The 26,410-nt window shown below is 35.4% G+C and carries 27 protein-coding genes and 1 pseudogene; 20 read left to right on the top strand and 8 right to left on the bottom strand.

What is annotated here, in order from left to right; all coding sequences use genetic code 11:
- Window positions 1-43 precede the first annotated feature (43 nt).
- Together AC51AA_RS05620 and AC51AA_RS05625 are read left to right on the top strand one after the other, a co-directional pair.
- Window positions 44-1,663, top strand: a complete 1,620-nt coding sequence (locus AC51AA_RS05620; RefSeq protein ID WP_500704751.1) for a YecA family protein — start codon at window positions 44-46, stop codon at window positions 1,661-1,663.
- A gap of 214 nt (window positions 1,664-1,877) precedes the next feature.
- Entirely contained in the window at window positions 1,878-2,255 is a 378-nt protein-coding gene (locus AC51AA_RS05625; protein ID WP_500704752.1) for a hypothetical protein, read from the top strand.
- Window positions 2,256-2,509: 254 nt separating this feature from the next.
- Here the strand turns inward: AC51AA_RS05625 and AC51AA_RS05630 are convergent, their stop codons facing one another.
- Both AC51AA_RS05630 and AC51AA_RS05635 read right to left on the bottom strand, forming a co-directional pair.
- The gene (locus AC51AA_RS05630; protein ID WP_500704753.1) at window positions 2,510-3,667 is read right to left on the bottom strand and encodes a transposase; all 1,158 of its coding nucleotides are present in this window, start codon (window positions 3,665-3,667) and stop codon (window positions 2,510-2,512) included.
- 35 nt (window positions 3,668-3,702) lie between these two features.
- Entirely contained in the window at window positions 3,703-4,041 is a 339-nt protein-coding gene (locus AC51AA_RS05635; protein ID WP_500704754.1) for a transposase, read from the bottom strand.
- A gap of 124 nt (window positions 4,042-4,165) precedes the next feature.
- Here AC51AA_RS05635 and AC51AA_RS05640 point away from each other — a divergent pair, with 124 nt between their 5' ends.
- The 3 genes from AC51AA_RS05640 (at window position 4,166) to AC51AA_RS05650 (ending at window position 6,752) form a co-directional block, all read left to right on the top strand.
- Complete coding sequence (locus AC51AA_RS05640; RefSeq protein WP_500704755.1) at window positions 4,166-4,954, top strand: toll/interleukin-1 receptor domain-containing protein; 789 nt, start codon at window positions 4,166-4,168, stop codon at window positions 4,952-4,954.
- 169 nt (window positions 4,955-5,123) lie between these two features.
- A complete protein-coding gene (locus tag AC51AA_RS05645; protein WP_500704756.1) occupies window positions 5,124-5,714 on the top strand; it encodes an HI_0787 family protein in 591 nt (196 codons plus the stop codon).
- Between the two features lie 159 nt (window positions 5,715-5,873).
- Window positions 5,874-6,752 (top strand): hypothetical protein, encoded by an 879-nt coding sequence (locus AC51AA_RS05650; protein WP_500704757.1) that lies wholly within the window; start codon window positions 5,874-5,876, stop codon window positions 6,750-6,752.
- A 160-nt stretch (window positions 6,753-6,912) separates the two neighbouring features.
- Here the strand turns inward: AC51AA_RS05650 and AC51AA_RS05655 are convergent.
- The 3 genes and pseudogenes from AC51AA_RS05655 to AC51AA_RS05665 form a co-directional block, all read right to left on the bottom strand.
- Window positions 6,913-7,749: pseudogene (locus tag AC51AA_RS05655) on the bottom strand (transposase).
- Window positions 7,750-7,776: 27 nt separating this feature from the next.
- Window positions 7,777-8,160: a hypothetical protein gene (locus AC51AA_RS05660; protein ID WP_500704758.1), complete on the bottom strand. Its 384-nt coding sequence runs from the start codon at window positions 8,158-8,160 to the stop codon at window positions 7,777-7,779.
- An 11-nt stretch (window positions 8,161-8,171) separates the two neighbouring features.
- Window positions 8,172-8,540, bottom strand: a complete 369-nt coding sequence (locus AC51AA_RS05665) for a transposase (RefSeq protein WP_500704759.1) — start codon at window positions 8,538-8,540, stop codon at window positions 8,172-8,174.
- Between the two features lie 355 nt (window positions 8,541-8,895).
- On the opposite strand from AC51AA_RS05665, the gene AC51AA_RS05670 reads away from it, so the two are divergent.
- From AC51AA_RS05670 to AC51AA_RS05700, 7 genes are read left to right on the top strand one after another with little or no spacing between them, the layout of a single operon-like run.
- A complete protein-coding gene (locus tag AC51AA_RS05670; RefSeq protein WP_500704760.1) occupies window positions 8,896-10,026 on the top strand; it encodes an NAD(P)/FAD-dependent oxidoreductase in 1,131 nt (376 codons plus the stop codon).
- Window positions 10,023-10,733 carry a methyltransferase domain-containing protein gene (locus AC51AA_RS05675; RefSeq protein WP_500704761.1) on the top strand — a complete coding sequence of 237 codons (711 nt, stop codon included), beginning with the start codon at window positions 10,023-10,025 and terminating at the stop codon, window positions 10,731-10,733. Before AC51AA_RS05670 ends, AC51AA_RS05675 begins: the two co-directional genes overlap by 4 nt.
- Window positions 10,730-11,782 carry a type III polyketide synthase gene (locus AC51AA_RS05680; protein WP_500704762.1) on the top strand — a complete coding sequence of 351 codons (1,053 nt, stop codon included), beginning with the start codon at window positions 10,730-10,732 and terminating at the stop codon, window positions 11,780-11,782. The genes AC51AA_RS05675 and AC51AA_RS05680 overlap by 4 nt, the downstream gene beginning before the upstream one ends.
- Before the next feature lie 22 nt (window positions 11,783-11,804).
- The gene (locus tag AC51AA_RS05685) at window positions 11,805-12,242 is read left to right on the top strand and encodes a 3-hydroxyacyl-ACP dehydratase FabZ family protein (protein WP_500704763.1); all 438 of its coding nucleotides are present in this window, start codon (window positions 11,805-11,807) and stop codon (window positions 12,240-12,242) included.
- Entirely contained in the window at window positions 12,239-13,513 is a 1,275-nt protein-coding gene (locus tag AC51AA_RS05690; RefSeq protein ID WP_500704764.1) for a beta-ketoacyl-[acyl-carrier-protein] synthase family protein, read from the top strand. Before AC51AA_RS05685 ends, AC51AA_RS05690 begins: the two co-directional genes overlap by 4 nt.
- Before the next feature lie 3 nt (window positions 13,514-13,516).
- The gene (locus tag AC51AA_RS05695; RefSeq protein WP_500704765.1) at window positions 13,517-13,771 is read left to right on the top strand and encodes an acyl carrier protein; all 255 of its coding nucleotides are present in this window, start codon (window positions 13,517-13,519) and stop codon (window positions 13,769-13,771) included.
- A complete protein-coding gene (locus AC51AA_RS05700; RefSeq protein ID WP_500704766.1) occupies window positions 13,768-14,280 on the top strand; it encodes a 4'-phosphopantetheinyl transferase family protein in 513 nt (170 codons plus the stop codon). The genes AC51AA_RS05695 and AC51AA_RS05700 overlap by 4 nt, the downstream gene beginning before the upstream one ends.
- An 88-nt stretch (window positions 14,281-14,368) precedes the next feature.
- Here the strand turns inward: AC51AA_RS05700 and AC51AA_RS05705 are convergent, their stop codons facing one another.
- Both AC51AA_RS05705 and AC51AA_RS05710 read right to left on the bottom strand, forming a co-directional pair.
- Complete coding sequence (locus AC51AA_RS05705; protein ID WP_500704767.1) at window positions 14,369-17,740, bottom strand: CheR family methyltransferase; 3,372 nt, start codon at window positions 17,738-17,740, stop codon at window positions 14,369-14,371.
- A gap of 85 nt (window positions 17,741-17,825) precedes the next feature.
- Window positions 17,826-18,341, bottom strand: a complete 516-nt coding sequence (locus AC51AA_RS05710) for a response regulator (RefSeq protein WP_500704768.1) — start codon at window positions 18,339-18,341, stop codon at window positions 17,826-17,828.
- A gap of 293 nt (window positions 18,342-18,634) precedes the next feature.
- On the opposite strand from AC51AA_RS05710, the gene AC51AA_RS05715 reads away from it, so the two are divergent.
- Both AC51AA_RS05715 and AC51AA_RS05720 read left to right on the top strand, forming a co-directional pair.
- Entirely contained in the window at window positions 18,635-18,796 is a 162-nt protein-coding gene (locus AC51AA_RS05715) for a DUF1328 domain-containing protein (protein WP_500704769.1), read from the top strand.
- A gap of 98 nt (window positions 18,797-18,894) precedes the next feature.
- A complete protein-coding gene (locus tag AC51AA_RS05720; protein WP_500704770.1) occupies window positions 18,895-19,542 on the top strand; it encodes a DUF5661 family protein in 648 nt (215 codons plus the stop codon).
- A gap of 99 nt (window positions 19,543-19,641) precedes the next feature.
- Here AC51AA_RS05720 and AC51AA_RS05725 read toward each other — a convergent pair whose 3' ends face one another.
- The gene (locus AC51AA_RS05725) at window positions 19,642-20,148 is read right to left on the bottom strand and encodes a hypothetical protein (RefSeq protein ID WP_500704771.1); all 507 of its coding nucleotides are present in this window, start codon (window positions 20,146-20,148) and stop codon (window positions 19,642-19,644) included.
- A 242-nt stretch (window positions 20,149-20,390) separates the two neighbouring features.
- Between AC51AA_RS05725 and AC51AA_RS05730 the strand changes: the two genes are divergently transcribed.
- The 6 genes from AC51AA_RS05730 (at window position 20,391) to AC51AA_RS05755 (ending at window position 26,323) form a co-directional block, all read left to right on the top strand.
- Window positions 20,391-21,296 (top strand): DUF8464 domain-containing protein, encoded by a 906-nt coding sequence (locus tag AC51AA_RS05730; protein ID WP_500704772.1) that lies wholly within the window; start codon window positions 20,391-20,393, stop codon window positions 21,294-21,296.
- 168 nt (window positions 21,297-21,464) lie between these two features.
- Window positions 21,465-23,447 (top strand): conjugal transfer protein MobC, encoded by a 1,983-nt coding sequence (mobC, locus tag AC51AA_RS05735; protein ID WP_500705614.1) that lies wholly within the window; start codon window positions 21,465-21,467, stop codon window positions 23,445-23,447.
- A 30-nt stretch (window positions 23,448-23,477) separates the two neighbouring features.
- Window positions 23,478-23,870: a plasmid mobilization protein gene (locus AC51AA_RS05740; protein ID WP_500704773.1), complete on the top strand. Its 393-nt coding sequence runs from the start codon at window positions 23,478-23,480 to the stop codon at window positions 23,868-23,870.
- Window positions 23,855-24,973, top strand: coding sequence for a relaxase/mobilization nuclease domain-containing protein (locus tag AC51AA_RS05745; protein ID WP_500704774.1), 1,119 nt, complete (start codon window positions 23,855-23,857; stop codon window positions 24,971-24,973). The genes AC51AA_RS05740 and AC51AA_RS05745 overlap by 16 nt, the downstream gene beginning before the upstream one ends.
- 473 nt (window positions 24,974-25,446) lie before the next feature.
- Window positions 25,447-25,761, top strand: a complete 315-nt coding sequence (locus tag AC51AA_RS05750) for a hypothetical protein (RefSeq protein WP_500704775.1) — start codon at window positions 25,447-25,449, stop codon at window positions 25,759-25,761.
- Window position 25,762: 1 nt separating this feature from the next.
- Entirely contained in the window at window positions 25,763-26,323 is a 561-nt protein-coding gene (locus AC51AA_RS05755) for a 2'-5' RNA ligase family protein (protein WP_500704776.1), read from the top strand.
- Window positions 26,324-26,410 lie beyond the last annotated feature (87 nt).

Here is a 26,410-nt window from a genome sequence, read left to right on the forward strand (position 1 = left end):
CCGCTGTAGTACCAGAACGTTAGCTGTTATTTAACCACAAATCATGACAAGAAAAGAGATTATTGAAAGATTAAATGAAGTAACAAAATCCATTTCATTTATAAATATATTATGCGAAATTGTTATCCGTGATTTTTGTGGACCGATTGATATATTGTTTTCACAAAACAATATGGAACATTTAAATCATAAGGAATTTACATTCTTAATGGGATTGTGGTTAAAAAATATTGATAATAAAGTAGTATTTGACGATAAAAAACATAATGAAATTTTTCTAGAAGTTTACCAACTAATGGAAAAGCTTCATTTTACTTTTCTAAAAGATTTTAAATTTGATCCTGACGTAAAAGTTGATTTACACGAACATTTTACTAATGGAAATATGTTTCAAGAAACAATGTTTTATTCTGGAAGTGGTGCTTATGATGTTCAATATAAAGACACTGCTTTACTTAAATACAAATATGATAGAGAATGGATTTTAGAAAATAAAAAATTTGAAGTTAATTCGTTGTCTAAATTTTATGATAACATTAAAACAAAACTTCAAGAAAAATTAAACGCTAGAAAGTATATTAAAAACATATCTGAAAAAGAACAAATATTAAATTTACTTTGTCTTAAAAAAGATGAAATTACCATAAATAATCCTGACTTTAGTTATATTTTAGAAGCATTAAGTGTAAACATTAACGAATCAAATAATCAATCATTCAATGAATTAGGAGATTTTAATATTTATAACGAAAAGCCAATTTTAAAAATTGATGACAATACATTTTTTATTCCTAGTTGTTTTGCTTTGTCAGAATCTATCTACGAAAGTCCATTTTATTGGATGCAGAAAGACAAAAAATATCTTAGTATAGCACAAAATAATAGAGGAAAAGTTGCGGAAGAAATTACTAAAAAAATTTTAGAACCTGTATTTGGAACTTCAAATATTTATCAGAATATTATAATCAATAAAACCAAAAATAATCAGGCTGGAGAGATAGACATTCTTGCTTTTCATTTTCATAAAGCAATAATTTTCCAAATAAAATCTAAAAAACTAACTGAACTTTCTAAAAATGGAAATCTGGAATCTATAAAAAATGATTTCACAAAAGCAGTACAAAATGCATATGAACAAGGTATAAGCTGTAGAAATTATTTGATCGATTATCAAAACTATAAATTTCCCTTTGAAGATGAAAATTTTATAAATCGGATAGGTAAAATATTGGAATATTATATTGTAACAATTGTATTAGATGATTATCCTGCAATAACACATCAAGTGCATATATTACTTGGAAATAAAACTACTGAATTACCTGTTGCTATAAATATTTTTGACTTAGAATTAATAGCTAAATATTTACCAAAGCCAGAAAAATTTATAGACTATATTTCGAAAAGAATAAAATATAGTAAATCTTATAAGGCAGATAATGAAATGGGATTTTTAGGTTTTCATTTAAGTAAAGGTTTAAACAAACCTGAAGCAGACTATATTGCATTAGACACTAGTTGGGCTCAATCAATTGATAGAAAATATTACAATGAACTATACGACGAAAAAAGAGAAAATATAAATACAAAAAAAACACAAAGAAATGATCCTTGTTTTTGTAATAGTGGAATGAAATATAAAAAATGTCACGGTAAACTATAAACAATAGCTAACACACGCTACAAGCAATTTGGGCATTTGGTTTAGTGGAAAAATTGGTTTGTATTTGAAAGATTTGGGAAATTCGAAAAATGGGCTTAATTTAACCCCAAACTGCGTGTAGCGCGGGAACGTTAGGTACAAGCTAAAAGAACCTTAAGTAAAAAAAGACAGCTCTATTCAAAATATAACAATTGCGTCTGTAAAACGCTCTGCAATGTATATTGATACTTGGGAATATTCTAAAATAGTTACGGCAGAAACTGAAAATAAATATTTTGACTTTAAATTGGATCAAAATGAGCTTCCAATCTTTGAAATTAAAAGTCAAACCAAACATACTTTAATTACAACTCGTCAAATTTTAGAAATAGAAAACAGCAAACTTAAATCAATAGATTTTGAATCAATTGATGATGTAATTTTTGGAGATTTTAAAGGCATTGTAAATAAACCAAAATTATCCATCTTTAGAATTGTTGATATTTACGGAGAACAAATGGATTTTCAAATGGAAACAGGAAAAGCTTCAATTGGATTAATTAAAAGTGTAAATACTGTTATAAATTTAAAAAAGGAATCCTTAAATGAATAGTATAACTCAAAAATGTGATGAATGTAAAAGTCTATATTTTTCAGAATCATCAGAAATGAATTCTTTATGTCCTGAATGCTCATTTTATTTGTATGGAAAGAAAAATTGCGAACACAAATTTGAAAATGGCCGATGCATAAACTGCCATTGGAATGGAAAATCATCCAAATATGTTAATAGTTTAAAAAGTGGTAAATAGCCTGTACCTAACAGCCACTACAATTCAAATAAAGCCTTTTGAGAAGGCTTCTTTTTTAGGCCGAAAATTGCGTTGAATAAAAATTCTGTCTTGTAGCTAGCTTTAAATACCCCGTTATTAGTAAAAACAAGACTTTTACCCTGTAGGGTGAGTTCCATTTTTGGAGTTTTGCGATCAGATCCGGTACGCCAAGTATATTGATACTGCGTTTGATGTTATACACCAGCATAATCAAACTATGTTCTCCGTTTACTTTTTCCAGTCCCGTTAAGTTGGTGTGGTTATAGCCCCATTGGCGTTTGATCGTGCCAAAAATATGCTCATTTATTTCCTGCCTCTTGCGATAGAGTTGTGCATTAGCATGATAGCGTTTATTGTTTTCTTCTACTGCATCGGCATATTGACTGCGGTCTATATCTTGTCCAGCCACCCTGCTGGTGCATAAATGTTTTACGGGACATTCCCTGCATTTGGATGTCCGGTATCTCTTGAATTCATAACTATCGCAATCGGTTTTCTTGTGCCAGTGACCTGTAGTTTTTAGCGTTTCTCCCTGTAGGCAAGTGTAGGTGTCAGTGGTTTGGTCGTATTTGAACTTTGAGATCAAATAACCCTCAGCTATCCTTTCTTTATTTTTTCCTTGTTCGGGCTGCGCTACAATTGTAGAGATGTTCGCTTTTTTGCAGATTTCTATTTGTTTGCCATTATGATAGCCTTTGTCAACTAAAGCAGTATATGTTTCTATACCTAAATTCTCTTTAGCTTCAATAGCAATTGCCGACAAGGCACTGCGGTCATTTTTGTTGATGGTATGCGTGGCCACTACCAGATTGTGTTTGGCATCAACTGCTGCCTGCATATTAAATGAAATTTCAACTACCTGACCTTGTACTAATAAAGCTCTGGCATCACTATCAGTAGTGCTGATTTGAGGTTCTCCACTGGCCTTTAACTTTTCTTCCAGTAATTCATAGCGGATTTTATTTTGTTGTAAACGTTCTATTTTTTGTTGGATGTTTTTCATTTCCGAAGAATTCACTTTGGTATCGTTTTCCTCCAAAGCATCAAGATATTCTTGGCTTTTTGCTTCAATATAGGCCTGGTGCTTTTCAATTTTCTTTTGATTAAAATTTCCTTTTTTGCTGTTGTGCGCCCTACTTTTAGTTCCATCAATAGCAATGGTTTCCCCTGCTATTAAATCGGCATCTTTCAAAAAGCTAACAAAGAGTTTAAATAAGTTATTTAATGCTAGGGGATGTCTTTTCTGAAATCAGAAATACTGTGGTAATTTGGTCGAATGTCTTCCAATAGCCATTGCATTTCTATATTTCTAAAACATTCTTTTTCTAATTTTCGAGAGCTTCTTATTCCGTTGAGATAACCATATAGGTAGGTTTTAAGAAACAGTTTATTGTTATAACTCGGGCGACCTTCTTTTTTGAGCGTTTTAACTTCAAAACCAAGCTTAGATAAATCTACAAACGATACAAAAGCATCTATAAAACGAACCTGATTGTCTGGACTTATTGCGTCTTCTAAACTTGAAATACGCATCTGATAACGGGAAATTCCTAGGATATGTTGCATTACGAAAAATACGAAAAATCCTGTTTTAAAACAATACTTTCCTATATTTGTTTCTAATCAAACGGAAGTTTTTTCACAGACTGACGTTATGGGCTATATCTAAACAATCGTAATAAAAAAAACTATGATATTTCTAAGTCACAATTATCAAGACAAAGCTGTTGTCGAACCAATTGCAATAAAATTATCGACAATATTTGGAATGGAAAAAGTATTCTATGACAGTTGGTCAATGCAACCAGGAGAAGGTATAATAGATAAAATGAACAAAGGTTTAGAAGATTGTGAGCACTTTTTCTTTTTTGTTTCTAAAAATAGTTTAGCAAGCAATATGGTAAAATTAGAATGGCAAAATGCTTTATATAAAGCTACTCAAAATAAGGCTAAACTGATTCCTGTGAAACTTGACGATTGCTTAATGCCTGCCATCTTAATGCAAACTTTATATATTGATATTTATGGTAAAGGGCCTGAATATGGTTTTAGTCAAATTGTAGATGTCATTAATAATAAAAACACATTTACACAAGGTGCAGTGCAGACTTATGAAAATGTAAGAGCTTATATCACAGAAAAGAATATCGGAAAAGAAATCGAATTAGAGATTAGAGCCGAAACTTATCTTGAACCAATGTCAAAATACATCTTGTTAGTAGAAAATTCTGAAAATGAAGTTCAAGTAACTTCTCCTGAATTATTGAATCCAACAGGCGACAGGTTTTTAAAAGATATTGATGTAGCTGATAACTACAAATGTAATGGGATTTATTATTTTGTAAATAGAGCAACTATACCCAATTTTCCCATTAAATTCACAATTAAAAGTACTTCAGAAATTCCATTAAAATTTATTGGTGTAATGAGAGCTGTTGGTGAAAATTTAATTAAATTAGTTCCAACAATCAGCATATAATACAGCCCATAACACACGCTACAAGCAATTTGGAGATTTGGCTGAATGTGAAGTTGGTTTTGTATTTGGATGATTTGGCAAATCCGAATAATGGGCTTAATTTAGTCCAAAACTGCTTGTAGCGCGGGAACGAACGTTGTGTGCAATAGTAACAACCAAAATCTAAAATATGACGATTGTAAAACCTTCTCCATTTGAAATAGAAGCTAGTTTAAAAAAATGGGACGACTTAGAAAATTATGTTTTGCAGGAAAGTAGTCTAAAAAAATTATTTACTCAAACATATCCTCAAAATACCGACATAGATGATGTATTAATAAAAGTTTGCTCTCTTAATGATTTTTATAGTACAAATATTTTCTCGCCTTTCTCTGTCGCTAAACATATTGTCGAATTAAGGATTGATGACAAACTTGAAATGGAGGATTTAACAATCGTAAATAAGATTGCTAATGTAAAAATGCCCGGAGATAAGAAAAGAAACTTTTATTCTTTTGCATCAAAATATTGTAGTCATCATAAACCAAACATTTATCCAATTTATGATTCCTTTGCAGAGAAAATGCTTTGTCATTTCGGAAAAATAGACAAATTCCATAATTTTAAAAAAATTGATTTGAAAGATTATGAAACCTATAAATATATTATCCAAAAATTCAGTGACTACTATGGTTTGGATGATTTTGATTTAAAAAAGATTGACAAATATTTATGGATAAAAGGGAAAGAACATTTCGCCAAAAATTACAAACTAAAGTAGAACTACTGCACACAACAGCCGTTTGGCGAGATTGGGGTTTTAGGATTAATGGAAAGTTGGTTTTGTATTTGGAAAATTTGTGTTTAACCGAAAAATCTTGCATCTTTATTCCCCAACCTCGCCAAGCGCCAGAACGTTAGGTGTAATTTTTAAAAAAAAATGGGGAAACCAAAAATCGACTTAGAAAATCCTATTGTAAAAATAGTATTTGAAATTCTAGAAAAACAAACGAAAATTGCACTTGAAACTCCACAAGATGTTGAAAAAGCAGTTATACCCATCTATGCGATTCCAAAAGCAAAAGCACATCAAAAACCAAAAACTAAAGCTGAACAATTTGGCTCTGGAGTTTTAATTAAAATAAAAAATCAATATTTTATTTTGTCTAGCACCCATTTATTTGAATCATTTGAAGGGTTTGTTTTACAAACTGGTGCCGGTGACGGTTCACTAATTGAACAATTAAGTGGTGAAAGATTTTCTTCAGGTAAAATTGAAACTCCTTACTCAAATAATTTAGACGCAACTGTTTTTCACATTCAATCTGATATAAGTGAAAATCTAAAAAAATTAGCTATAAGTCTACAAGATTTAGAATTTGAAGATGATGACAAAAAGATTGAGCCAATTTATCTAACATCTGGATTTAGAAATAAAAAATCAAATACAGAAGGTAATCAAGTTTATTCTAAAAGGGAAGCATATTCATCTGTTGAAGTAGATATTGAAACATATAAAATTTACAATATTGACAATATACCGCAATTTGTTACTGCATATGAAGACGATATTTTAGTTGATGGTCGTTGGCAAAAATCACCAATTCCAAGAGGTTTTAGTGGCGGAGCAGTTATTAAAATTGAAGGTACGGATATTCGTAATCCTTTATCAAAAATTAAGAAAACAAAACAAAAATTAAAAGCTATTATTACTGAACAACATAGAGAGAAAAATAATAAACCTGGAATTTTAATTTCTACTAAAGTAAATGTACATATCGGTTTAATTGACAAATTTATGCCTGAAATTTTCAAATAAAAAAACTACACCTAACACACGCTACAAGCAATTTGGGCATTTGGCTTAATAGAAAAATTAGTTTGTATTTGGAAGATTTGGCAAATCCGAAAGATAAAGCTGATTTAGCCCCAAACTGCTTGTAGCGCGAGAACGTCAGGCTGTGAAAAAACCTCATTTTCTAATTAAAACCTCCAAATTTCAAGTCACTACAATTCAAATAAATCCTTATACTGAACCACTTTTTTTCGGCTTCCAATTTATCTGAATAAAATTTTGTTGTTGTATTAAGCTTTAAATAGCTCCTTTTTATTAAAAACAAGACTTTTGCTTTGTAGGGTGAGTTCCATTTTTGGAGTTTTGCGATCAGATCCGGTACGCCCAGTATATTGATACTGCGTTTGATGTTATATACCAGCATAATCAAGCTATGTTCTCCGTTTACTTTTTCCAATCCTGTTAAATTAGTGTGATTATAGCCCCATTGCCGTTTGATCGTGCCAAAGATATGTTCGTTTATTTCCTGCCTCTTGCGGTAGAGTTACGCATTTGCGTTGTAACGTTTGTTGTTTTCCTCTACGGCATCGGCGTATTGACTGCGGTCTATATCTCGTCCAGCCACCCTGCTGTTGCATAAATGTTTTACGGGACATTCCCTGCATTTGGATGTTCGGTATCTCTTGAATTCATAACTATCGGTATCGGTTTTCTTGTGCCAGTGACCTGTAGTTTTAAGCGTTTCTCCCTGTGGGCAAGTGTAGGTGTCAGTGGTTTGGTCGTATTTGAAGTTTGAGATCAAATAACCCTCAGCTATCCTTTCTTTATTTTTTCCTTGTTCGGGCTGCGCTACAATTGTAGAGATGTTCGCTTTTTTGCAGATTTCTATTTGTTTGCCATTATGATAGCCTTTGTCTACCAATGCGGTATAAGTTTCGATGGCTAGATTCTCTTTAGCTTCAATAGCAATTGCCGACAAGGCACTGCGGTCGTTTTTGTTGATGGTATGGGTGGCTACCACAAGATTGTGTTTGCTATCAACTGCAGTCTAGACATTAAAAGATATTTCAACCACTTGTCCTTGCACTAATAATACTCTGGCATCGCTATCAGTAGTGCTTATTTGAGGATCACCGCTTGCTTTTAATTTTTCTTCCAGTAAATCATAGCGAAGCTTGTTTTGTTTTAAGCGTTCTATCTTTTGTTGGATATTTTTGATTTCTGTAGAATTCTCCTTGGTATCATTTTCCTCCAAAGCATTTAGATATTCATGTGTTTTGATTTCAATATATTCTAAATGTTGATCTATTTTCTTTTGATTGAAATTAGCTTTCTTACTATTGTGCGCTCGGTTTTTAGTTCCATCAATGGCAATGGTTTCACAGCCTATTAAATCGGCGTCTTTTAAAAAGACAACATAGAGTTTAAACAAGTTCTTTAATGCTAATGAATATTCTTTCTGAAGTCTGATATACTGTGGTAATTGGGACGAATATCTTCTAATAACCACTGCATTTCAATGTTTCTATAACATTCTTTTTCTAGTTTACGACTACTTCTCAAACCATTTAGATATCCATACAAATAGATCTTTATAAATACTGGGCTGTTATAACTTGGACGCCCCTCTTTATTAAGTGTTTGAACTGAAAAACCAAGTTTTGATAAGTCTAAAAAAGAGACAAAAGCATCGATAAAACGTACCGGATTATCCAGACTTATAGTGTCCTCTAAACTTGAAATACGCACCTGGTGGCGGGGAATTCCTGAGATATATTGCATTCTTAAAAATACGAAAATTCCTGTTTTCATAACAGTATTTTGCTATATTTATTTGTAATCAAACGGAAGTTTTTTCACAGACTGACGTTGGCAGTAATGAGCAGAAAATTTCGTAATAAAAAGAATATAATGAAGGTTATTCAAAAGGAAAGCTATTTCGAATATGTCAAGAAGGTTCAAAATTTACTCTGGATATTCAGATTTCTAAAAAAAACGTGTACTTTTAACTATGAAAACATGAACTAGAAACTATTTTATTTTGACCTCCCCATGATCTTCTAGAGTTATTTTCCTTTTTTTTTCAGCACTAGTTCCCTCTAAATTCCCTTAAATTTTAATCCCTAATAATGATTATGGTTTGAGATTTAATTGTTAAATTGCTGGTATGGAAACAGATCCAGATGTAATCATTATAGGCGGTGGTCTTGCCGGTTTGGCAGGAGCGATACATCTATCTCAACAGGGATTAAAAGTAACCTTGATTGAAAAGTCAAGTTATCCTCGTCATAAAGTATGTGGCGAATACATTTCCAACGAGATTTTACCCTATCTTATTTGGCTAGGTGTAGATGTTTTACAACTGAAGCCCACCCATATTAACCGCTTTGAGTTTAGTACACGCACTGGCAAAATAACCACTGCAAAACTTCCTTTGGGAGGCTTTGGCATCAGCCGCTACGAACTGGATCATTTTTTATATCAAAAAGCCTTAGCTCACAATTGCACTATTATCCAAGAAATGGTTACGGCTATTTCCTTTGCCCAAGACTCCTTTACCGTTAGCACTCCCCACCAAACCTTATCGGCCAAAATAGTATTGGGTGCTTTTGGCAAACGCTCCAATATAGATCCCTTTTTATCCAGAAGATTTGTTTCTAAAAAATCACCATGGCTGGCTGTTAAGGCACATTATTCTGGAGATTTCGATAATGATCTTGTGGCCTTACATAACTTTAAAGGTGGTTATTGTGGCGTTTCGAAAGTCGAAAACAATATTATAAACATCTGTTATCTGGCCGATTATGCCACTTTTAAGAAGTACAAAAACATTGAACAATACCAATCTAATGTACTCTACCAAAACAAACAGCTTAAAACTATTTTTGAAAACAGTACCCTGCTCTTTGACAAGCCCATTACCATCAGCCAAATATCCTTTGATAAAAAGCAAGCTGTGGAACAGCATATTTTAATGATGGGCGACGCTGCTGGGCTAATTCACCCCTTATGTGGAAATGGCATGGCCATGGCCATACACAGTGCAAAAATAGCCTCTGAACTCGTACTGGATTATTACTCGGGTAAAATACCCTCACGCGCAGCTCTCGAAAGCACCTATAGCCTACAATGGCAAAAACATTTTGGAAAACGCTTGTCTATGGGAAGGCTTCTGGCACGCATCTTAAGAAACAAAACTGTTACCAATCTATTAGTAGCCCTAGCTGTTGCGTCCCCAAGACTGCTTCCAAGAATCATTAGCTACACCCACGGCAAACCCATAGCAATCACTACATGATAGACACCACATACAGGTCACAAGAACCAGAGATAATGGATGACTTTTCCCTTGAGGGAGAAGAACTTCGAGCTGCTCTTGATCAAATTGCCCGTATCAACCAATTTCTTGGAGGCAATACGGTGATACTTCATGCTCTAAAACAACTCTTAAAAAAAAGTGATCGCAGCAGTCCCATACGCATCGTGGACATAGGCTGCGGAAATGGAGATATGCTTCGAATGCTCGCTACTTACGCTCAAAAAAACAATCTCCATTTTCAATTAATAGGAATCGATGCCAATGACTTTACCATCAATTATGCTAAAGCACAATCAGCAGCCTATCCCAATATTGAGTACCGCTGTGTGGATATTTTTAGCGAAGATTTTACTAGCCTTACCTATGACATCGCTTTATGCACCCTTACCCTACACCATTTTACAAACGAGGAAATATTAAATATAATCACTACCTTTAATAACAATGCCACAATAGGTATTGTCGTGAACGATTTGCATCGCAGCAAAATCGCTTACGGGCTTTTTGAACTGATTTGCACTGTTTTTAGACTTAATAGAATGTCCCGTGAAGATGGCCTAGTTTCTATATTAAGAGGATTTAAAAAAAAGGATTTAGAAGATTTCTCCAGAGCAATACATTTAAAAAACTATACCATTAACTGGAAATGGGCTTTTCGTTACCAATGGATAATTGCTAAAACATGAGTGTAAAAATAGTTACAGTTGCCAAGCAACTTCCCCAGTATTCCCGCCAAACAGCCGATATACTTCCACTACTTGATGGGTGGTTAGAAGGTCAAGAAGAACGCTTTATCAAAAAAGTAAAAAAGATATTTGAAGGTGCTGCTGTAGATGAGCGTTATTCTATAATGGATCCAGCGGAGGTCTTTACCACTACTTCCTTTGAAGATAAAAATGCCATTTACAGTCGTGAAATGATTGTCCTAGGGGAACAAGTACTGAGCAAAGCCTTGGAAAAAGCCAATTGGGATCCTCAAACGCTCGATTATATTATCACGGTGAGCTGCACCGGGATTATGATCCCTTCCTTAGATGCTTACCTGATCAACAAAATGAACCTCAGACAAGATATCGTACGCTTACCGGTAACGGAGATGGGCTGCGCTGCGGGAATATCCGGCATTATCTATGCCAAGAACTTCCTCAAGGCTAACCCAGGCAAACGTGCTGCTGTAATCGCCGTAGAATCCCCTACCGCCACTTTTCAGCTTACGGATTTTTCAATGCCCAATATTGTCAGCGCCGCCATTTTTGGAGATGGGGCTGCTTGCTGTTTATTGTCTTCCTATGAAGCTGATTTGGGTCCTGAAGTAGTCGATGAACAAATGTACCATTTTTACGATGCGGAACATATGATGGGTTTTAAACTCACCAATAGTGGTTTACAAATGGTTTTGGATATAGCCGTTCCCGATACCATCTCCTCCCATTTTGAGGACATCATTCATCCCTTTCTTCAAAAAAACAATTTAGAAATCAAAGACATCGACCATATGATCTTTCATCCTGGTGGTAAAAAAATCATCACCACCGTGGAAGCTCTTTTCTCTTCTTTAGACAAAGACATTGAAGATACTAAGGAAGTACTCAAAAAGTACGGCAATATGTCCAGCGCGACAGTACTGTACGTTTTAGAACGCATTATGGAGAAAAATCCGCAAACTGGAGAAAAAGGACTGATGCTTAGTTTCGGACCAGGATTCTCCGCCCAGCGTATCCTATTGCAATGGTAATTAGCACCTAAAAAATCAAACTATGGATCTAAACAATATTATCGCTCAGTTGCCCTATAGCCCACCATTTTTATTCGTAGACGAATTGCTACATGCGGATCAAAACGGTATAACGGGTACCTATACTTTTAAAGAAGACTTGGATTTTTATAAAGGTCATTTTAAGGATAATCCCGTAACTCCCGGTGTTATTCTAACCGAAACCATGGCACAGATCGGCATGGTTTGTTTGGGCATTTACCTCTTGAATAATGAACTAAAAAAAGATACTGTCATTGCCTTTACCTCAGCCGATATGCAGTTTTTAAAACCCGTGTATCCCAATGAAAAAGTAACCGTAACTTCTGAGAAAACATTTTTCAGATTCGGTAAACTTAAATGTAATGTCGTGATGACCAATCAAGCTGGACAGGAAGTCTGCAAAGGTATAGTGGCCGGCATGATAACGACTAAACTATGAAAAGGCGCGTTGTCATAACAGGTCTAGGGGTAGCCGCTCCAAACGGAGTAGGCATAACCGCTTTTATCCATGCTCTAAAAAATGGCCTATCAGGCATACGCCATGATCCTCAATTACAAGCCTTACAGTTTTCTTGTCAGATAGCAGGTCAACCTCTAATAACAGACGAACTTAAAGCACAATATTTTACCGAATTGGAACTCAGAGGATTCAATAGCACGGGTATCTTATACGGCGTTATGGCCGGTATGGAAGCCTGGCAAAATGCTGGATTATCAATCGTAAACAATGAAGAACCCGATTGGGACAGTGGAACCATTTTTGGAGCTGGTACCTCGGGCATCGATAAATTTCGGGAGAGTATCTACAAAATAGATGAATTGCAAACCCGTAGACTCGGTAGCACCGTTGTGTCCCAAACCATGAACAGTGGCATTAGCGCCTACCTTGGTGGTAAACTAGGTCTTGGCAACCAAGTGACCACCAATTCATCTGCCTGTGTCACAGGAGCAGAGGCTATTATTATGGCTTATGACCGCATACAAGCAGGACATGCAAAACGTATACTAGCGGGAAGCACTAGCGATAGCGGTCCTTATATATGGGCGGGTTTTGATGCCCTTCGGGTCTGTAGTTCTCAATTTAACGACAGTCCTGAACAAGGATCTCGTCCTATGAGTGCCTCCGCAGCCGGATTTGTTCCTGGTAGTGGCGCCGGAGCCTTAGTAGTCGAAGATTTAGACAGTGCCATAGCAAGGGGAGCGACTATTTATGCCGAAATACTATCAGGATGTGTGAACTCAGGAGGGCAACGTGGCAGTGGTAGTATGACTGCTCCGAACAGCAATGCCGTACAAAGATGCATTAGCCAGACCATAGAGAACGCGGGGATATCTCCACAGGATATTGACGCTATAAATGGTCATCTTACTGCCACGACAAAAGATAGTCTAGAGATCGAAAACTGGACCAAAGCATTGGGCAGAAGTGGAACTGATTTCCCGTATATTAATTCTCTAAAGAGCATGACCGGACACTGCCTTAGTGCCTCTGGAAGTGTCGAGAGTGTAGCCACAGTGCTACAACTCCATGAAGGCTTTATATTTGGCAATCCCAATTGTGAAGATTTGCATCCTGAAATTACGGCCCTAATTGATCCCTCGAGAGTGCCATTACAAACTATGCACACCAATCTGAATATCATTGCCAAGGCCAGCTTTGGTTTTGGAGACGTCAATGCCTGTATATTGTTTAAAAAATTTAAAAACTAAGTCATGAACAAAGAAGAACTAATTGCTCAATTAAAAGTAATCATAAAGCCGTATACCACTAAAACAGAAGCTTATGACAACCTAACAGAAGATACCGATTTCATTAATGATCTAGGTATCAATTCTGCTAATTTAGTGGATATTGTATTGGATATTGAAGAAGCCTTTGATGTGGTTATTGACAACACCGATATGGAGCAAATGCTGAATGTTAAAAGCGCAGTCACCATTATTGAGACCAAACTCGCGGCTAAATGATCGGCAATGACGTCATAGATTTACAACTCGCCCAGCATCAAAGCAACTGGCAACGTGAGGGTTTCCTTCAAAAACTATTTACCACTGAAGAACAACTGCTCATTACCAAAGATCCTGAGCCAGAGCGAATGGTGTGGTTACTTTGGAGCATGAAAGAGGCGGCCTATAAAATCTACAACCGACAAACTAAAAGGAGGGCTTATATCCCTAAAAAATTACAATGCACCCTACTCTCAAAAGGCAACTTTTATAGTACAGGTCAAGTGTTTTGCGAAGACGAACTTTATCACACCAAAACCATTCTTTCTACGGACAGCATCCATACTATAGCCGTGCGCCATTTAACGGATTTGAATCAAGTCATTGAGATTGAAAATAAAGGCATTACTAAAGATGAAAACGGTATTCCCTACTTCATCACTAAGCCGAATACTGTAGCTCAAGACGTCTCCCTAAGTCATCATGGAAGATTCGAAAAAGTAGTCAAATTAAACAAAGCTACGCAGTGAATGTGAGCATTAAACACAACACAATTGAAGTCTATATCGTCCGAGATACTAATTTAAAAGCCTGATCTTAGGTTCAACAAAGTACCTATTATACTGGAAGTATAATATGAAACTCTGCTCCTATATTTTCCTCTGCTTTTGAGAAAATAATCCCTTTGTGATTTTCCACAATTTTCTTCCCAATAGACAATCCAATACCCGTACCAGTATACACTTCATTATTATGAAGTCGCTGAAAAATTGTGAAAATCTTATTTTTATATTGCTCATCAAAACCAATACCATTATCCTTGATTATGATTTCATAGTAAGACAAGGCGGGATCCAAGCCTAGATGTTTTTTAACTTGCGACTTAGTAAGCAATCGTGAACTGATTTCAATTTTAGATTTCGAACCGTCATTTTTGTAGAACTTTAAGGCATTGCTGATAAGGTTGTAAAAAAGCTGATTCATCTGCAAGGGAATAGCATTGATAATAGGCAATTTCCCGAGTTTTATATCGAGATTTCGCTCTTCTATCAGCAATTCAAAATCAACAAGAATGTTAGCCAGAATCACATTTAAATCTGTACTGATAAATTGTTTATCTGGATTATTGAGATAGGAATAAGCTAGTAAATCTTTAATAAGCGTATTCATTCTTATGGATGACTTGCTAATCTTTTCAAGCATGCTAAGGGCTTCTTCAGAAATTTTTTCCTCCATGCCTAAGATTCTGCTAATAAACATTAAAATCTTACGCAAAGGTTCCTGCAGATCATGACTGGCTACATAGGCATACTCTTGTAACTGAACATTGGCATCATACAAATCTTTAATGGAATTCTTGAGTTCTATATTGGTTGTTACTAAATCAGCGGTACGCTCCTCCACTTTGGCTTCAAAACCATCTGAAAGTACCTGCAATCTGTTTTCAATAATCCTTCGCTCTGTAATGTCCTCGATGGCCAACAAAATTAATTGTTCCTTACTGGTTTCATTGGTCACTTGTCGAGCATTAAGTAACATGATGCTTTCTCCGTAAGGTAAAAGGTTTACCGAAATTTGATAATCATCAAGCTGTGTTTTCTCTGGAAGTACTTTCTCAAGCATGGCCCGCATCGGGATATTATCAAAAAGATGATTCTGAATTTCATAAATTAGTTTCCCAGTAGCTTCTTCTTTCTCAATATTATACTTTTTTGAGAAAGCTCTATTGATGTTTTTTATTCTTAGGTTAGTATCCAGTACCACTATAGGCTCTCGAAGTGTTGCCACTATCGCCTCGGTATAATTCTTTGAAATATTAATCTGGTGTTGTTTATTTAAAAGCTCCTGATTGATTTGCAAAAGCTCCTCATTACTGGACTGCAACTCTTCCTTGGAAGTTTCTAATTCTTCATTAAGACTTTGGAGTTCTTCACTTCCACTTAATAACTCTTCATTGGCGCTTTGTAGTTCTTCTTTAGAAGCGTCTTGTTCTTCGCTAATCGCATTTACATCATAGTGAATTTTAGCCAATTCTCTTTCAAGCAATGCGATCCTTTTCAAATTAACATTATCGCGTAATTCCTCCGCTGTATATTCATTGGAGACTACGTTCTTTTGCGTAATACTTTGATAAAATAGCACTAAAAAATAAGGATCTGTAGTATCAGGGAGCGGTTGTACTTCAATAGTCACTTCACTAATACTCCCTTTATTTTTAATCTGAATCCCTTCTTTTTTTATCAATGATGTTGTTTCCTTTGCTTTGAGAAAGGCGTTACGCAATTCAAAAGCGAGACCATCACGTGCCATCTTTAGCAGATTAAAAGTAGGTTTACCTTGTGAGAGTTCTATAAAGTCAGCAATAGAACCATTGATATGCACGATATCCATCTGTTCACTTACAATGACACTCGCTGGTGTATATTTGGAAAGCAATATAGCTTCGGCACTTTTCCTAAAATCTTCTTTAATCACTTCTTTCCTTTGGATATCTACTCGTGAGTTGGTGTTCTTATCTCTGGATCCCATTCCTGAATGTACCATTCTACCTGAAACTTGTTTACGTGAATAAATTTTACTTGCTTTGTCAAAAGGCTGAAAAAGCTCACCAGCAGGGACCGCTGTCTCCGATTTTCCCAAAAGTAAAAAACCATTTTCTTTTAGGGCATAATGAAAAGTAGTCAGTGACTTTTTTTGCAAAAAGGAATCCATATAAATGAAAACATTTCTACAGGTTATTAAATCCATTTTAGCAAAAGGTGGATCCGTCAAAAAATTGTGGACAGCAAAAATGCACAAATCCCGAATTTGCCTTTTTATTTTATAACCGTTTGTATTGGCCGTAAAATATTTGGTCAGTATCGTTTCCGGTACATTTTTCATCTGAGATTTTCTATAAAATCCAAGCCTTGCTTTAGCGATCGCTATTTCTGAAATATCAGAAGCAAAGATTTGAATTTCTTTTCCGTCTAAATTCTCACCTAAGAATTCGTGCAGCGAAATAGCCAATGAATAAGCCTCTTCTCCAGTAGAACAGCCCGCGATCCATATGCGTATGGCGTTTCCTTCGATGACTCTTTTACTCAATAAGGGATATACTTTTTCCCTTAAGGTTTGAAATATTTTACCATCTCTAAAAAACTCTGTCACCGGTATCAGTAAATCATTAAACAAATCTTCTGGTGCTAATTGATCCCCTTGCAATACTTTAAGATACTCCTTTAAACTACTAATTTTGTTCAATGTCATTCTTCTGGCGATACGTCTACGAATTGTTGTTTGTTTGTAATAACTAAAATCAACACCACTGTGATGGTGCAAAATTTTAATTATTTTATTAAACACCTCATCTTCATTATCATTAGCACTTGCTCTGACAATCGATAACTCAAGGAGTTTTTCTACTATTTGAGTAGGAGACAATACATAATCAACCACTTGAGCATGAATCGCATTTTGTGGCATCTCATTATTAGCAGCATCCAAATTTTGTGCAAAAGTAATACCGCCATGCTTTTTTATTGCCCCTAAACCAATGGTACCATCGGCTCCATTACCGGAGAGCAATACACCATAAGCCAAATCAAGATGCACTTGGGCTAGCGATGTAAAAAAAATATCAATGGCTTGATTTCTAGTATCCTTTACACGTGGGCTTAATTTTAAAACGCCATCAAAAGAGGTCAACATTTTATTCTCGGGGATCACATAAATCATATTGGGTACCAAATGAATATCATCCGTAATTTCACTTATTGGGATTTTCGCAACATCTGAAAGAAGTTCGGTCAGCATACTATCGTGCAAGGGATGTAAATGCTGCACAATAACATAAGCCATTTCCGAGTCAATAGGAATGGCATCTATAAACTCTCTAAAGGCCTCAAGTCCTCCTGCGGAAGCTCCAATACCTACTATAGGAAAATCCTGTCGCATAGCTTCAGGTAAGACACTTATGGGTGTAGGCATGCTTGCTCTTATTGATTTCATTGTTAGTGTTTAAAGTACTATTTGTAGTCAATCAATAGGTCACTATTAAAAGTTACTGTATTACCAATACATAATCCTTTTTAATTTAAATAGTGATTATAAAAGATTCCAATTCAGAATTCTTCAATTTTTCATCCCAGTCCATTTCAATTACCTTTTTGAGCAATTTTTTCAAATCATCAAAGGCAGTTGGTTTAACGACATAGGCGTTAGCTCCTAAACCAAAAGTGCTTTTTATCCCTTCCTGGGTGGCTGATGTGGAATAAATAGCTATGAGTGGGATATGTTTAAACTGAACATCATCACGAATTTGCTGTAAAGTTTCAAAACCCGACATTACGGGCATGTTAAGATCTAAAAAAATGATATCGGGCACATGAAGGTTTTTATTGTAAAGTCGATTTAAAAGTTCTAAACCATTTTTACAAAATTCAACTGGAAAATTGAGCTCCAGATCAATGAGTGCATCAGCAAAAAACGCTCTATCATCTTCATCATCATCCGTTAATAAAATCCTTATATTCTGTTTATTATCCATTAGTACGTTACCATTTACTTCAAATGTACGCCTAAATAAGCGATAAGAAGCGATCAAAGTCATTTACTTTCTACAGGAGTACCATTCAATTTATCAATACGCTTAACATCATCACTATTACCTAATTGTATCCTGCTCACTAAAAACAACTAAATCGCCACTACTATTGAACAGCAATAATTTTCTTTTCACTTCAATAGATATCCATTATTCTCTTTTTAGCTCGCTCAAGTCCATATAGGCCTGAGCGAGATCGATTGCACTAATAAAAAAATGTATTGAGTTAATATATGTCTTTTAAAAGCTGGAAATTTGAGTAATAAACAGGATTAGTATTAACTAAAAAAATCAATATTATGTTACGATGGACAGTCATTTTTATTATTCTAGCCATAGTGGCAGGAATATTTGGTTTTGGGGGTATTTCCGCCGGAGCCGCCAGTATAGCAAAAGTGCTATTCTTTTTATTTTTAATCTTATTTGTTATATCCTTAATTACTGGAAGAAAAAGAATTTGACCCAGGTCGAATTGAACAAAATCACACATATCTAACGGCACTTATATCTCGATAAAAGTGCCGTTTGTATTTTCAAACGCAACTAAAAACAAAAACTTATGGGCACAAAAATCGGCACCTATCAGGACGTCTATATAAAAAGAGACGAGCAAATGATAAGCTTGGCAAACGATGTAAAGGCTTTTTGTGAAAAATACATTAAACCCATTCATCCTAAGAATTGGGATTGGTCAACTCGCGACTTTGAAAATCCAAAAAACGATCCCACTATTGCTGAAGCACGAGCTATTGGAAATGTGGTTTTTAAAGATTTACATCTACATAATGATACTGATGTTGATCTTTCTACGATGAATAATGTGGAAGCCATAAAAGCCTATTTGAATCCAAAAAGTAAACATGAGGAATTCAATATGGAGGAATTTGCTTTTGCCCTAAAAGTGGAACTCGAACACGGAAAAATTAAAGAGGTAAATGTGACCAACAATCACCCCTTTTTGACGGCCATGATAGCACTTGCACATATGACTGAAAGCTTGACCTATTATAAAAGACTTAAAGTCATGGAAGCTGAAGGAGAAATTTATGAAATCATGCGTAAAATACAAAATACAAACACTCAAGAAAACAAATGGCAAAAGGAACTCATTAAAGCCGAGGAAGATCTCATAGTAGCCAAGTATGGATTAGTCCAGCGTCTAGCAAGAATGGATGATATTCCCACCTTAACTCTCATAGGGGATTAAACAAAAAAAGCTTCGGTTTTTTGAACCGAGGCCTCATTTTTTTAACCTACTTACTATATAGTCAATGCCTTTTTATCCATTGCTTACTTCTTTTAAAATTTAGAATTTTTTGGGATTAATTATGGGAGTCTTGTCCTGCTCCTCTTCGTCGTCCTCTTGAATATCATCCTCGATATATTTATCTTTATCCTCTTGGTCCTGATTCTCATCTTCTAAACCATCCGGTTTGTTAAAATCGTCATCCTGATTAGGCTTTGAGTTCACGAATTTATTGTTCTCCCTATTTAAAATTTCATCTTCTAAATACAGGTCTTCTCTATCCTGACCAACAACATCGACATCTCTTTCAGTTTGAAAATCATCCTCTAAATCGTCTTGGTCATTAGTAATATTTCCTCGATCTGGATTTGGCTTATTAGGATCATACCCATTTCGCACAGTATAACCTTGATTCGCTATTGCCTTATTATTCTCTATTTTTTTCATCTCATTCATAGCATGCATCTCTTCATTGATACGAGCGGTCTTATCGTTGCTGTTTTTATTCTGAACTTTTGAATTAGTGATACTAGTATCACTGTTTTTTTTATCTTGAGCCTTCATCATAACTTATTTAATGGATTTATATAAGACAAAGCTAGACTGAAATATAAAAAATAACTTACACAAACATAGCTTCTAATTACATAATTAACAGCTAGTTACAACACACTTCCCAAGTTGATTATAAAAACACTAGAGGATCAAACTGAATTTGACCATCAAAATTCAATGAGGATTGCATAGTTGTAATCCCTTTTCTAATTTAGTTGTATGAATTTGAATAATGAACTTGATACCATGTACTTATGAATTTCAACTACAAGGGATTTCCCATCGACCAAGCAAAGGAAATAGATATGGTTGCTTATTTATCTACTTTAGGATTTCAACCAACCAAAGTAGTTCGTGACGACCATTGGTATCTCTCGCCCTTGCGTAATGAAAAGACTGCATCATTTAAAATAAATACTAAACTCAACAGATGGTACGATCACGGAATGGGCAAAGGAGGCAATCTGGTCGACTTTGGCATGCTCTTTTTTAACTGTTCTCTTGGCGAGTTTCTTAGAGAGCATTGTGGCAATTTGTCCTTATCTCATCCAGTAATTCCTATTCAAAACACACCAGAGCCAAGACCATCCAAGCTGATCATTCTCAAGGAACAACCGTTACGTTCTATCTCCCTTTTGCGTTATCTTCAACAGCGAAAAATTCCCTTAGAAATTGCTACTGCCTTTTGTCAAGAGATTCGCTTTACTGTAAATGGTCGTTCTCATAATGGTATTGGTTTTAAAAATGATCTTGGAGGATATGAAATTCGGAGTCCCTATCTTAAACTCAGCAGTTTCCCCAAAGCCATAAGTACTTTTAGTCATAATAGTAACGAAGTAATAGTCTTCGAAGGCTTCTTTGATTTTCTATCCTTCAAAACCCTGCATAATCATTCCCACGAAAAAGAACAGGATTATGTTGTACTCAACTCATTGGCCATGATCGAAAAAGCACGCCCCTTTATGGAGCAACACCAACTGATCCGACTCTTTCTAGATCGAGATCCGGCTGGCGAAAAGTGCACTCATACCGCTCTTAATTGGAGTGATCAATACCAAGATGAAAGTGCACTTTATCAAGATCACAAGGACCTTAACCAGTGGCTAATGACTACTGAAAAACACAACCGTGAAAAATTAAGATCAAGGCTAAGACCATAGGGTTTAATTACAATTCTACCCTTTGAGGTAAAATGCCTCCCATTTCGCTTAAAAATGTCCAAGATGGCCCAAGATGGCCTCAAATACCCCCTACAGTAACATCTACTATCCACTGACTATGTCAGTGGATTAGGTAAATAACAACTAGCAAATTTTAAAATCATGGCTATGCAAACTGGAGAAAACGAGCAGGCTCTGCGAAAAATACTTGATATGACTAGACTTATCAGTATCTTTCTTTTGTCTTTACATTTTTACTATTACGGCTACACTGCTTTCCAAGAATGGCAACTTGTCAATGAATTTACCGCTACGCTATTAGGCAATATTTACGATACGGGTTTATTTGATCATTTTAATAAATCTAAATGCTTTTCTCTCGGTTTTTTAATGATCTCACTCCTAGGAGCAAAAGGACGGAAAAACGAAAAGCTTCAATACAAAACAGCCTGCACTTATCTCGGACTAGGATTACTGACCTTCTTTATCAGTTACCTATTGTTATTGTTAAGGCTTAGCAGTACACACAAGATGATCGCCTATATAACTGTTACCTCCCTTGGCTTTATGCTCATACTCACCGGAGGAACGCTATTGTCACGCATTATCAAAAACAGGCTCAATTCGACTGATATTTTCAATAAAGAGAATGAGACTTTCCCGCAAGAAGAACGGCTTTTAGAGAATGAATATTCAATCAATCTTCCCGCTCAATATCATTTAAAAGATAAGGTCCGAAAGAGCTGGATTAACATCATTAATCCCTTTAGAGCACTTCTAGTATTGGGTACTCCTGGTTCAGGGAAATCTTATTTTGTCATACGCCATATCATTACCCAGCACATCCAAAAAGGTTTTGCCATGTTCATTTATGATTTCAAATACGATGACCTGACCACTATTGCGTACAATACCTGGCTCAGATCCAAAATAGCTTACCAAATCCCTCCTAAATTTTATAGTATCAATTTTGATGATCTCAACCGTACACATCGTTGCAATCCTTTAGTTCCTTCTGCTATGACGGACATTACCGACTCAGCAGAATCCGCCCGAACCATTTTACTTGGGCTCAATAGAGAATGGATCAAACGCCAAGGAGATTTTTTTGTAGAGTCCCCTATCAACTTTCTAACAGCTATCATTTGGTATCTGAGAAAATACAAAGAAGGTCAATACTGCACGCTCCCTCATGTCATTGAACTTATGCAAGTCGATTACGATGATCTCTTTACCCTACTGAGAACCGAAAAAGAAGTAGAAGTACTCATCAATCCTTTTATCAATGCCTACCTCAACGATGTTATGGAGCAACTCGAAGGGCAAATTGCTTCAGCCAAAGTAGCCATGGCTCGACTTTCATCTCCACAGCTCTACTATGTATTATCTGGCAATGACTTCACACTCGATATCAACAATCCCGACGAACCTAAGATCATCTGCATGGGTAACAATCCTCAAAAGATACAAATCTATGGTGCAGTCTTATCCCTATATGTCAACCGTCTATTGAAATTGGTCAATCAAAAAGGCAAGTTAAAAAGCAGTCTAATATTCGACGAATTCCCCACCATTTACCTCAACAATATCGATAGTCTAATGGCCACAGCAAGAAGTAATAAAGTAGCAACCTCTTTGGGAATACAAGACTTTAGCCAACTTCGAAAAGATTACGGACGCGAGCAAGCTGATGTCATTATGAACATTACCGGAAATATTATCAGCGGACAAGTCACTGGAGATACGGCTAAACTACTATCGGATCGCTGTGGTAAAATTATGCAAGACCGAGAGAGCATTTCAATTAATAGTGGCGACACCTCTATTAGTCGTTCCAAACAATTGGAATTGGCCGTCCCTACGTCCAAAATTTCGTCTTTAAGCTCAGGAGAATTTGTCGGCATGGTAGCCGATGACCCCAACTGCAAAATTGAACTCAAAACATTTCATTGTGAAATACTCAATGATCATAAAGCGCTTCAAAAGGAAGCTGCCCAATATAAAGAAATTCCCATTATCCGTGAACTTAACCACAACGAGATCCAAAGGAATTACCTGCAAATCAAACAAGATATTCAGGACCTTATTGATTCAGAAATGGATCGACTTACCAATGATCCTGAAATGGCTTATCTGGTCGTTAAAAAATAAGATCAAAAATTAACTAACAATAACATCATCATGAAAACAAACCAATCCAAAAAATCTTTTGTAATTACTTTTGCAGTACAACCAGAAGAATATGCAAAAATCAAGCTACGGCAGCAAAACAGTACCTGCCGCAGTATCAGTGAGTACATCCGAAATATTCTCTTAAACAACCCCATTACCACCATATTTCGAGATCAATCATTAGATGATTTGATCGAAGAAATAGTAGTACTAAACAATGAGATGAACATTCTAAAAAATAATCTTCCTGAAGTTGTCGCAAAATTTAATCAACACCCGAAATTAAACGAAATAAAAGAAGTCCTAAAAGACCACATAAGAGCGACGCAAAAGTTAAGCAAAAGGATAGAAAAAATTAAAAAACAAATTAAAAAAATTACCGACAAATGGTTACAATCATAAAAACAGGAAATTCAATAACAAGAACTCTCCTCTATAATGAAAATAAAGTTAGAATTGGTACAGCCGAATGCCTAGTCGCAGGCAATTTCCCTCTGGATTTGCACCACATAAGCTATGAGATGAAACTAAAGCGATTCCTAACAAGAACAATGCTAAACCAGCGCGCCATTCGCAATACTGTACATATTTCGATTAATTTTTCTCCTTTGCAAAAACTATCTAAAGAAAAACTAATCACTATTACCCATACTTACATGGAAAAAATAGGTTTTGGAAAACAACCTTATTTAGTCTATCAGCATAATGATACTGCACATCCACACCTCCATGTACTAACTACACAGATCGAACGTAATGGCAAACGAATGGATATGTATCAATTAGCCAGGAAAAAATCAGAACCTGCAAGAAAAGAAATTGAAGAACAATTTGGATTAATCAAAGCAGAAGGCCGAAAAACTGATGAAGGATTTACTTTAAACTCCTTAAGTCCCTTGAGGATACAGTATGGAAAAATGGAATCAAAAAAGGCCATAAACCATACACTTCATCATGTTTTGAATCAGTACAAGTACACTAATTTGTATGAGCTAAATGCCGTACTAAGTCAATACAATCTCAAAGTTTGGATATCATCAGAAAATTCAAAAACACACTTCTCAAGTCGATTGTACTTTACTATCTTAAATGAACAGCAAAAGCCTTGTGGAGTCCCCATCAAAGGAAGTGACTTATATAACAAACCTTCCTTAGCCTTTTTAGAAAATCAATTCAAAATAAACATCCATAGCAGTACACAAACTAAGGAAAGATTAAAAAAAAATGTAGAGATAGCCCTATTTAGGGTACACTCCCTACCTGACTTGATCAAAACACTACATAAACAAGGCATTAACACTATTGTACAAACGAATGCTAAAGGCGATATTGATCAGATAACTTACATTGACCTAAGAACAAAAAGCATTTACCACGATCATGCTTTAAGCACTCTGAACAGTACTAGTCTTATTCAAGAAGGTATCACACTAAAAACTAGTACTCCAAATCAACAAATAAGTTCTTTTAGAAAACAACCAAGAGTATCTCCCCTACGTTACTAACCAACATAGCCGATAATTTTCTATTCCTAACTTTTCTTAATCGCTTACTAAAGAAGTGTTTTTATAAACAATCCACCTAGATTCAAAATCATGATATGAAAAAAGGGCTTTTAAATTCAGTTTAATAACCGAACCTAAAAACCCTAAAAAATTAGATGTCGTTGTACTCTTGCAAATTTATACAAACCTATTCACGATTAGATGAATATATCCATTTTCATTTCAAAAAAAAATGTTTCTCCAAAAACAGTTCAACCATAGAAATCTATATGATATTTAAAAAGGCAAAAGCATCATAATTGTTGATTTCTATACCCCAAATCTACATGCTCCTTTTTATAAAAAAGTACGGTTTTCCACATTCTAACATCTTTTTTTTTGATTTTAATATTTATTTAACTTTTCGTTCTTATCCTAGATTAACTCAGTACCAATTTAATTCTAGTAAATTTGTCATCTAATATTGGAAGGTCATGGAAAAGTTAAAATTCTTAATTCTCGGAAAAAACGAACCTATTCTTGCTATTTTACTTCGACTTGTCAATGCGAATGAAAATTGGCAAGCCGTAGGCTTTAACCATGAGTCCTTAGCACAGGATTACTTTTTAAAAAATAAACTAGATTTCGTTTTATTGAGTTCTGGTATTGAAGATCAGATTGAAAAAGAATTCACTGCTTTTTGCATAGAAAATCAACCTGAAGTGGAAGTCATTGCCCACTATGGAGGAGGAAGCGGTTTACTTCAATCTGAAATATACCACCGATTAGATCAAAAAAAGAAACCTTAAGATGGAAAAACACTATTCTGTAGCCCTACATCCATCCCAGGATGTAATCGAAGCGATCAAGAACATGAAAGCGCTATTAGCCTCAAAAATAGGTTGGTTCAATAGTAAAAATTCTGTGGCCCATATTACCATCTGTGAATTCAAGACCTCCGAGAAAGAATTGGAAAAAATCAAAGCAAAACTCTTGCGTACTTCTGATACTTTTACCCCCTTTGGAGTGCATCTAGATCACTTTGACACGTACCCAAATGGTGCTTTTTTTATTGCTCCAAATCAAGAATCTAAAAGTCTTATCGAGCCCATTATGAAAAAAACACAGCAGGCGCTACGAATGTATGACTTAAAAAAAAGCAACGATCCACATCTCTCTATCGCTCGACGATTAACCCCCGAAAGCATTAACATAGCGCATCATTTATTTCCCTCCGTTGCGCTCGACTTTCTTTGTGACAACCTTGTTTTAAGGGAATATGACCCCCTTAAAAAACAGTTCTTTGTCAATGATTGTTTTTCTTTCAACAGTAATACACAAGCCGATTTTGTACAGGGTAGTTTATTTTAAAAACGAATACATCCTTAGCAGCTATCCATTAGGTCTGTGTTTCCCATTATAGCAGAACCGTTTACAAAGTGCGCAACAGAAATAGTA

This window comes from Flavobacterium sp. OHVDL-2026-0007 (assembly GCF_059882335.1).

Coding starts and splice junctions, on each gene's coding strand:
- AC51AA_RS05620 (WP_500704751.1), top strand. CDS start 44: ATGACAAGAAAAGAGATTATTGAAAGATTAAATGAAGTAACAAAATCC.
- AC51AA_RS05625 (WP_500704752.1), top strand. CDS start 1,878: ATGTATATTGATACTTGGGAATATTCTAAAATAGTTACGGCAGAAACT.
- AC51AA_RS05635 (WP_500704754.1), bottom strand. CDS start 4,041: ATGCAACATATCCTAGGAATTTCCCGTTATCAGATGCGTATTTCAAGT.
- AC51AA_RS05640 (WP_500704755.1), top strand. CDS start 4,166: ATGATATTTCTAAGTCACAATTATCAAGACAAAGCTGTTGTCGAACCA.
- AC51AA_RS05645 (WP_500704756.1), top strand. CDS start 5,124: ATGACGATTGTAAAACCTTCTCCATTTGAAATAGAAGCTAGTTTAAAA.
- AC51AA_RS05650 (WP_500704757.1), top strand. CDS start 5,874: ATGGGGAAACCAAAAATCGACTTAGAAAATCCTATTGTAAAAATAGTA.
- AC51AA_RS05665 (WP_500704759.1), bottom strand. CDS start 8,540: ATGAAAACAGGAATTTTCGTATTTTTAAGAATGCAATATATCTCAGGA.
- AC51AA_RS05670 (WP_500704760.1), top strand. CDS start 8,896: ATGGAAACAGATCCAGATGTAATCATTATAGGCGGTGGTCTTGCCGGT.
- AC51AA_RS05675 (WP_500704761.1), top strand. CDS start 10,023: ATGATAGACACCACATACAGGTCACAAGAACCAGAGATAATGGATGAC.
- AC51AA_RS05680 (WP_500704762.1), top strand. CDS start 10,730: ATGAGTGTAAAAATAGTTACAGTTGCCAAGCAACTTCCCCAGTATTCC.
- AC51AA_RS05685 (WP_500704763.1), top strand. CDS start 11,805: ATGGATCTAAACAATATTATCGCTCAGTTGCCCTATAGCCCACCATTT.
- AC51AA_RS05690 (WP_500704764.1), top strand. CDS start 12,239: ATGAAAAGGCGCGTTGTCATAACAGGTCTAGGGGTAGCCGCTCCAAAC.
- AC51AA_RS05695 (WP_500704765.1), top strand. CDS start 13,517: ATGAACAAAGAAGAACTAATTGCTCAATTAAAAGTAATCATAAAGCCG.
- AC51AA_RS05700 (WP_500704766.1), top strand. CDS start 13,768: ATGATCGGCAATGACGTCATAGATTTACAACTCGCCCAGCATCAAAGC.
- AC51AA_RS05705 (WP_500704767.1), bottom strand. CDS start 17,740: ATGAAATCAATAAGAGCAAGCATGCCTACACCCATAAGTGTCTTACCT.
- AC51AA_RS05710 (WP_500704768.1), bottom strand. CDS start 18,341: ATGACTTTGATCGCTTCTTATCGCTTATTTAGGCGTACATTTGAAGTA.
- AC51AA_RS05715 (WP_500704769.1), top strand. CDS start 18,635: ATGTTACGATGGACAGTCATTTTTATTATTCTAGCCATAGTGGCAGGA.
- AC51AA_RS05720 (WP_500704770.1), top strand. CDS start 18,895: ATGGGCACAAAAATCGGCACCTATCAGGACGTCTATATAAAAAGAGAC.
- AC51AA_RS05725 (WP_500704771.1), bottom strand. CDS start 20,148: ATGATGAAGGCTCAAGATAAAAAAAACAGTGATACTAGTATCACTAAT.
- AC51AA_RS05730 (WP_500704772.1), top strand. CDS start 20,391: ATGAATTTCAACTACAAGGGATTTCCCATCGACCAAGCAAAGGAAATA.
- mobC (WP_500705614.1), top strand. CDS start 21,465: ATGCAAACTGGAGAAAACGAGCAGGCTCTGCGAAAAATACTTGATATG.
- AC51AA_RS05740 (WP_500704773.1), top strand. CDS start 23,478: ATGAAAACAAACCAATCCAAAAAATCTTTTGTAATTACTTTTGCAGTA.
- AC51AA_RS05745 (WP_500704774.1), top strand. CDS start 23,855: ATGGTTACAATCATAAAAACAGGAAATTCAATAACAAGAACTCTCCTC.
- AC51AA_RS05750 (WP_500704775.1), top strand. CDS start 25,447: ATGGAAAAGTTAAAATTCTTAATTCTCGGAAAAAACGAACCTATTCTT.
- AC51AA_RS05755 (WP_500704776.1), top strand. CDS start 25,763: ATGGAAAAACACTATTCTGTAGCCCTACATCCATCCCAGGATGTAATC.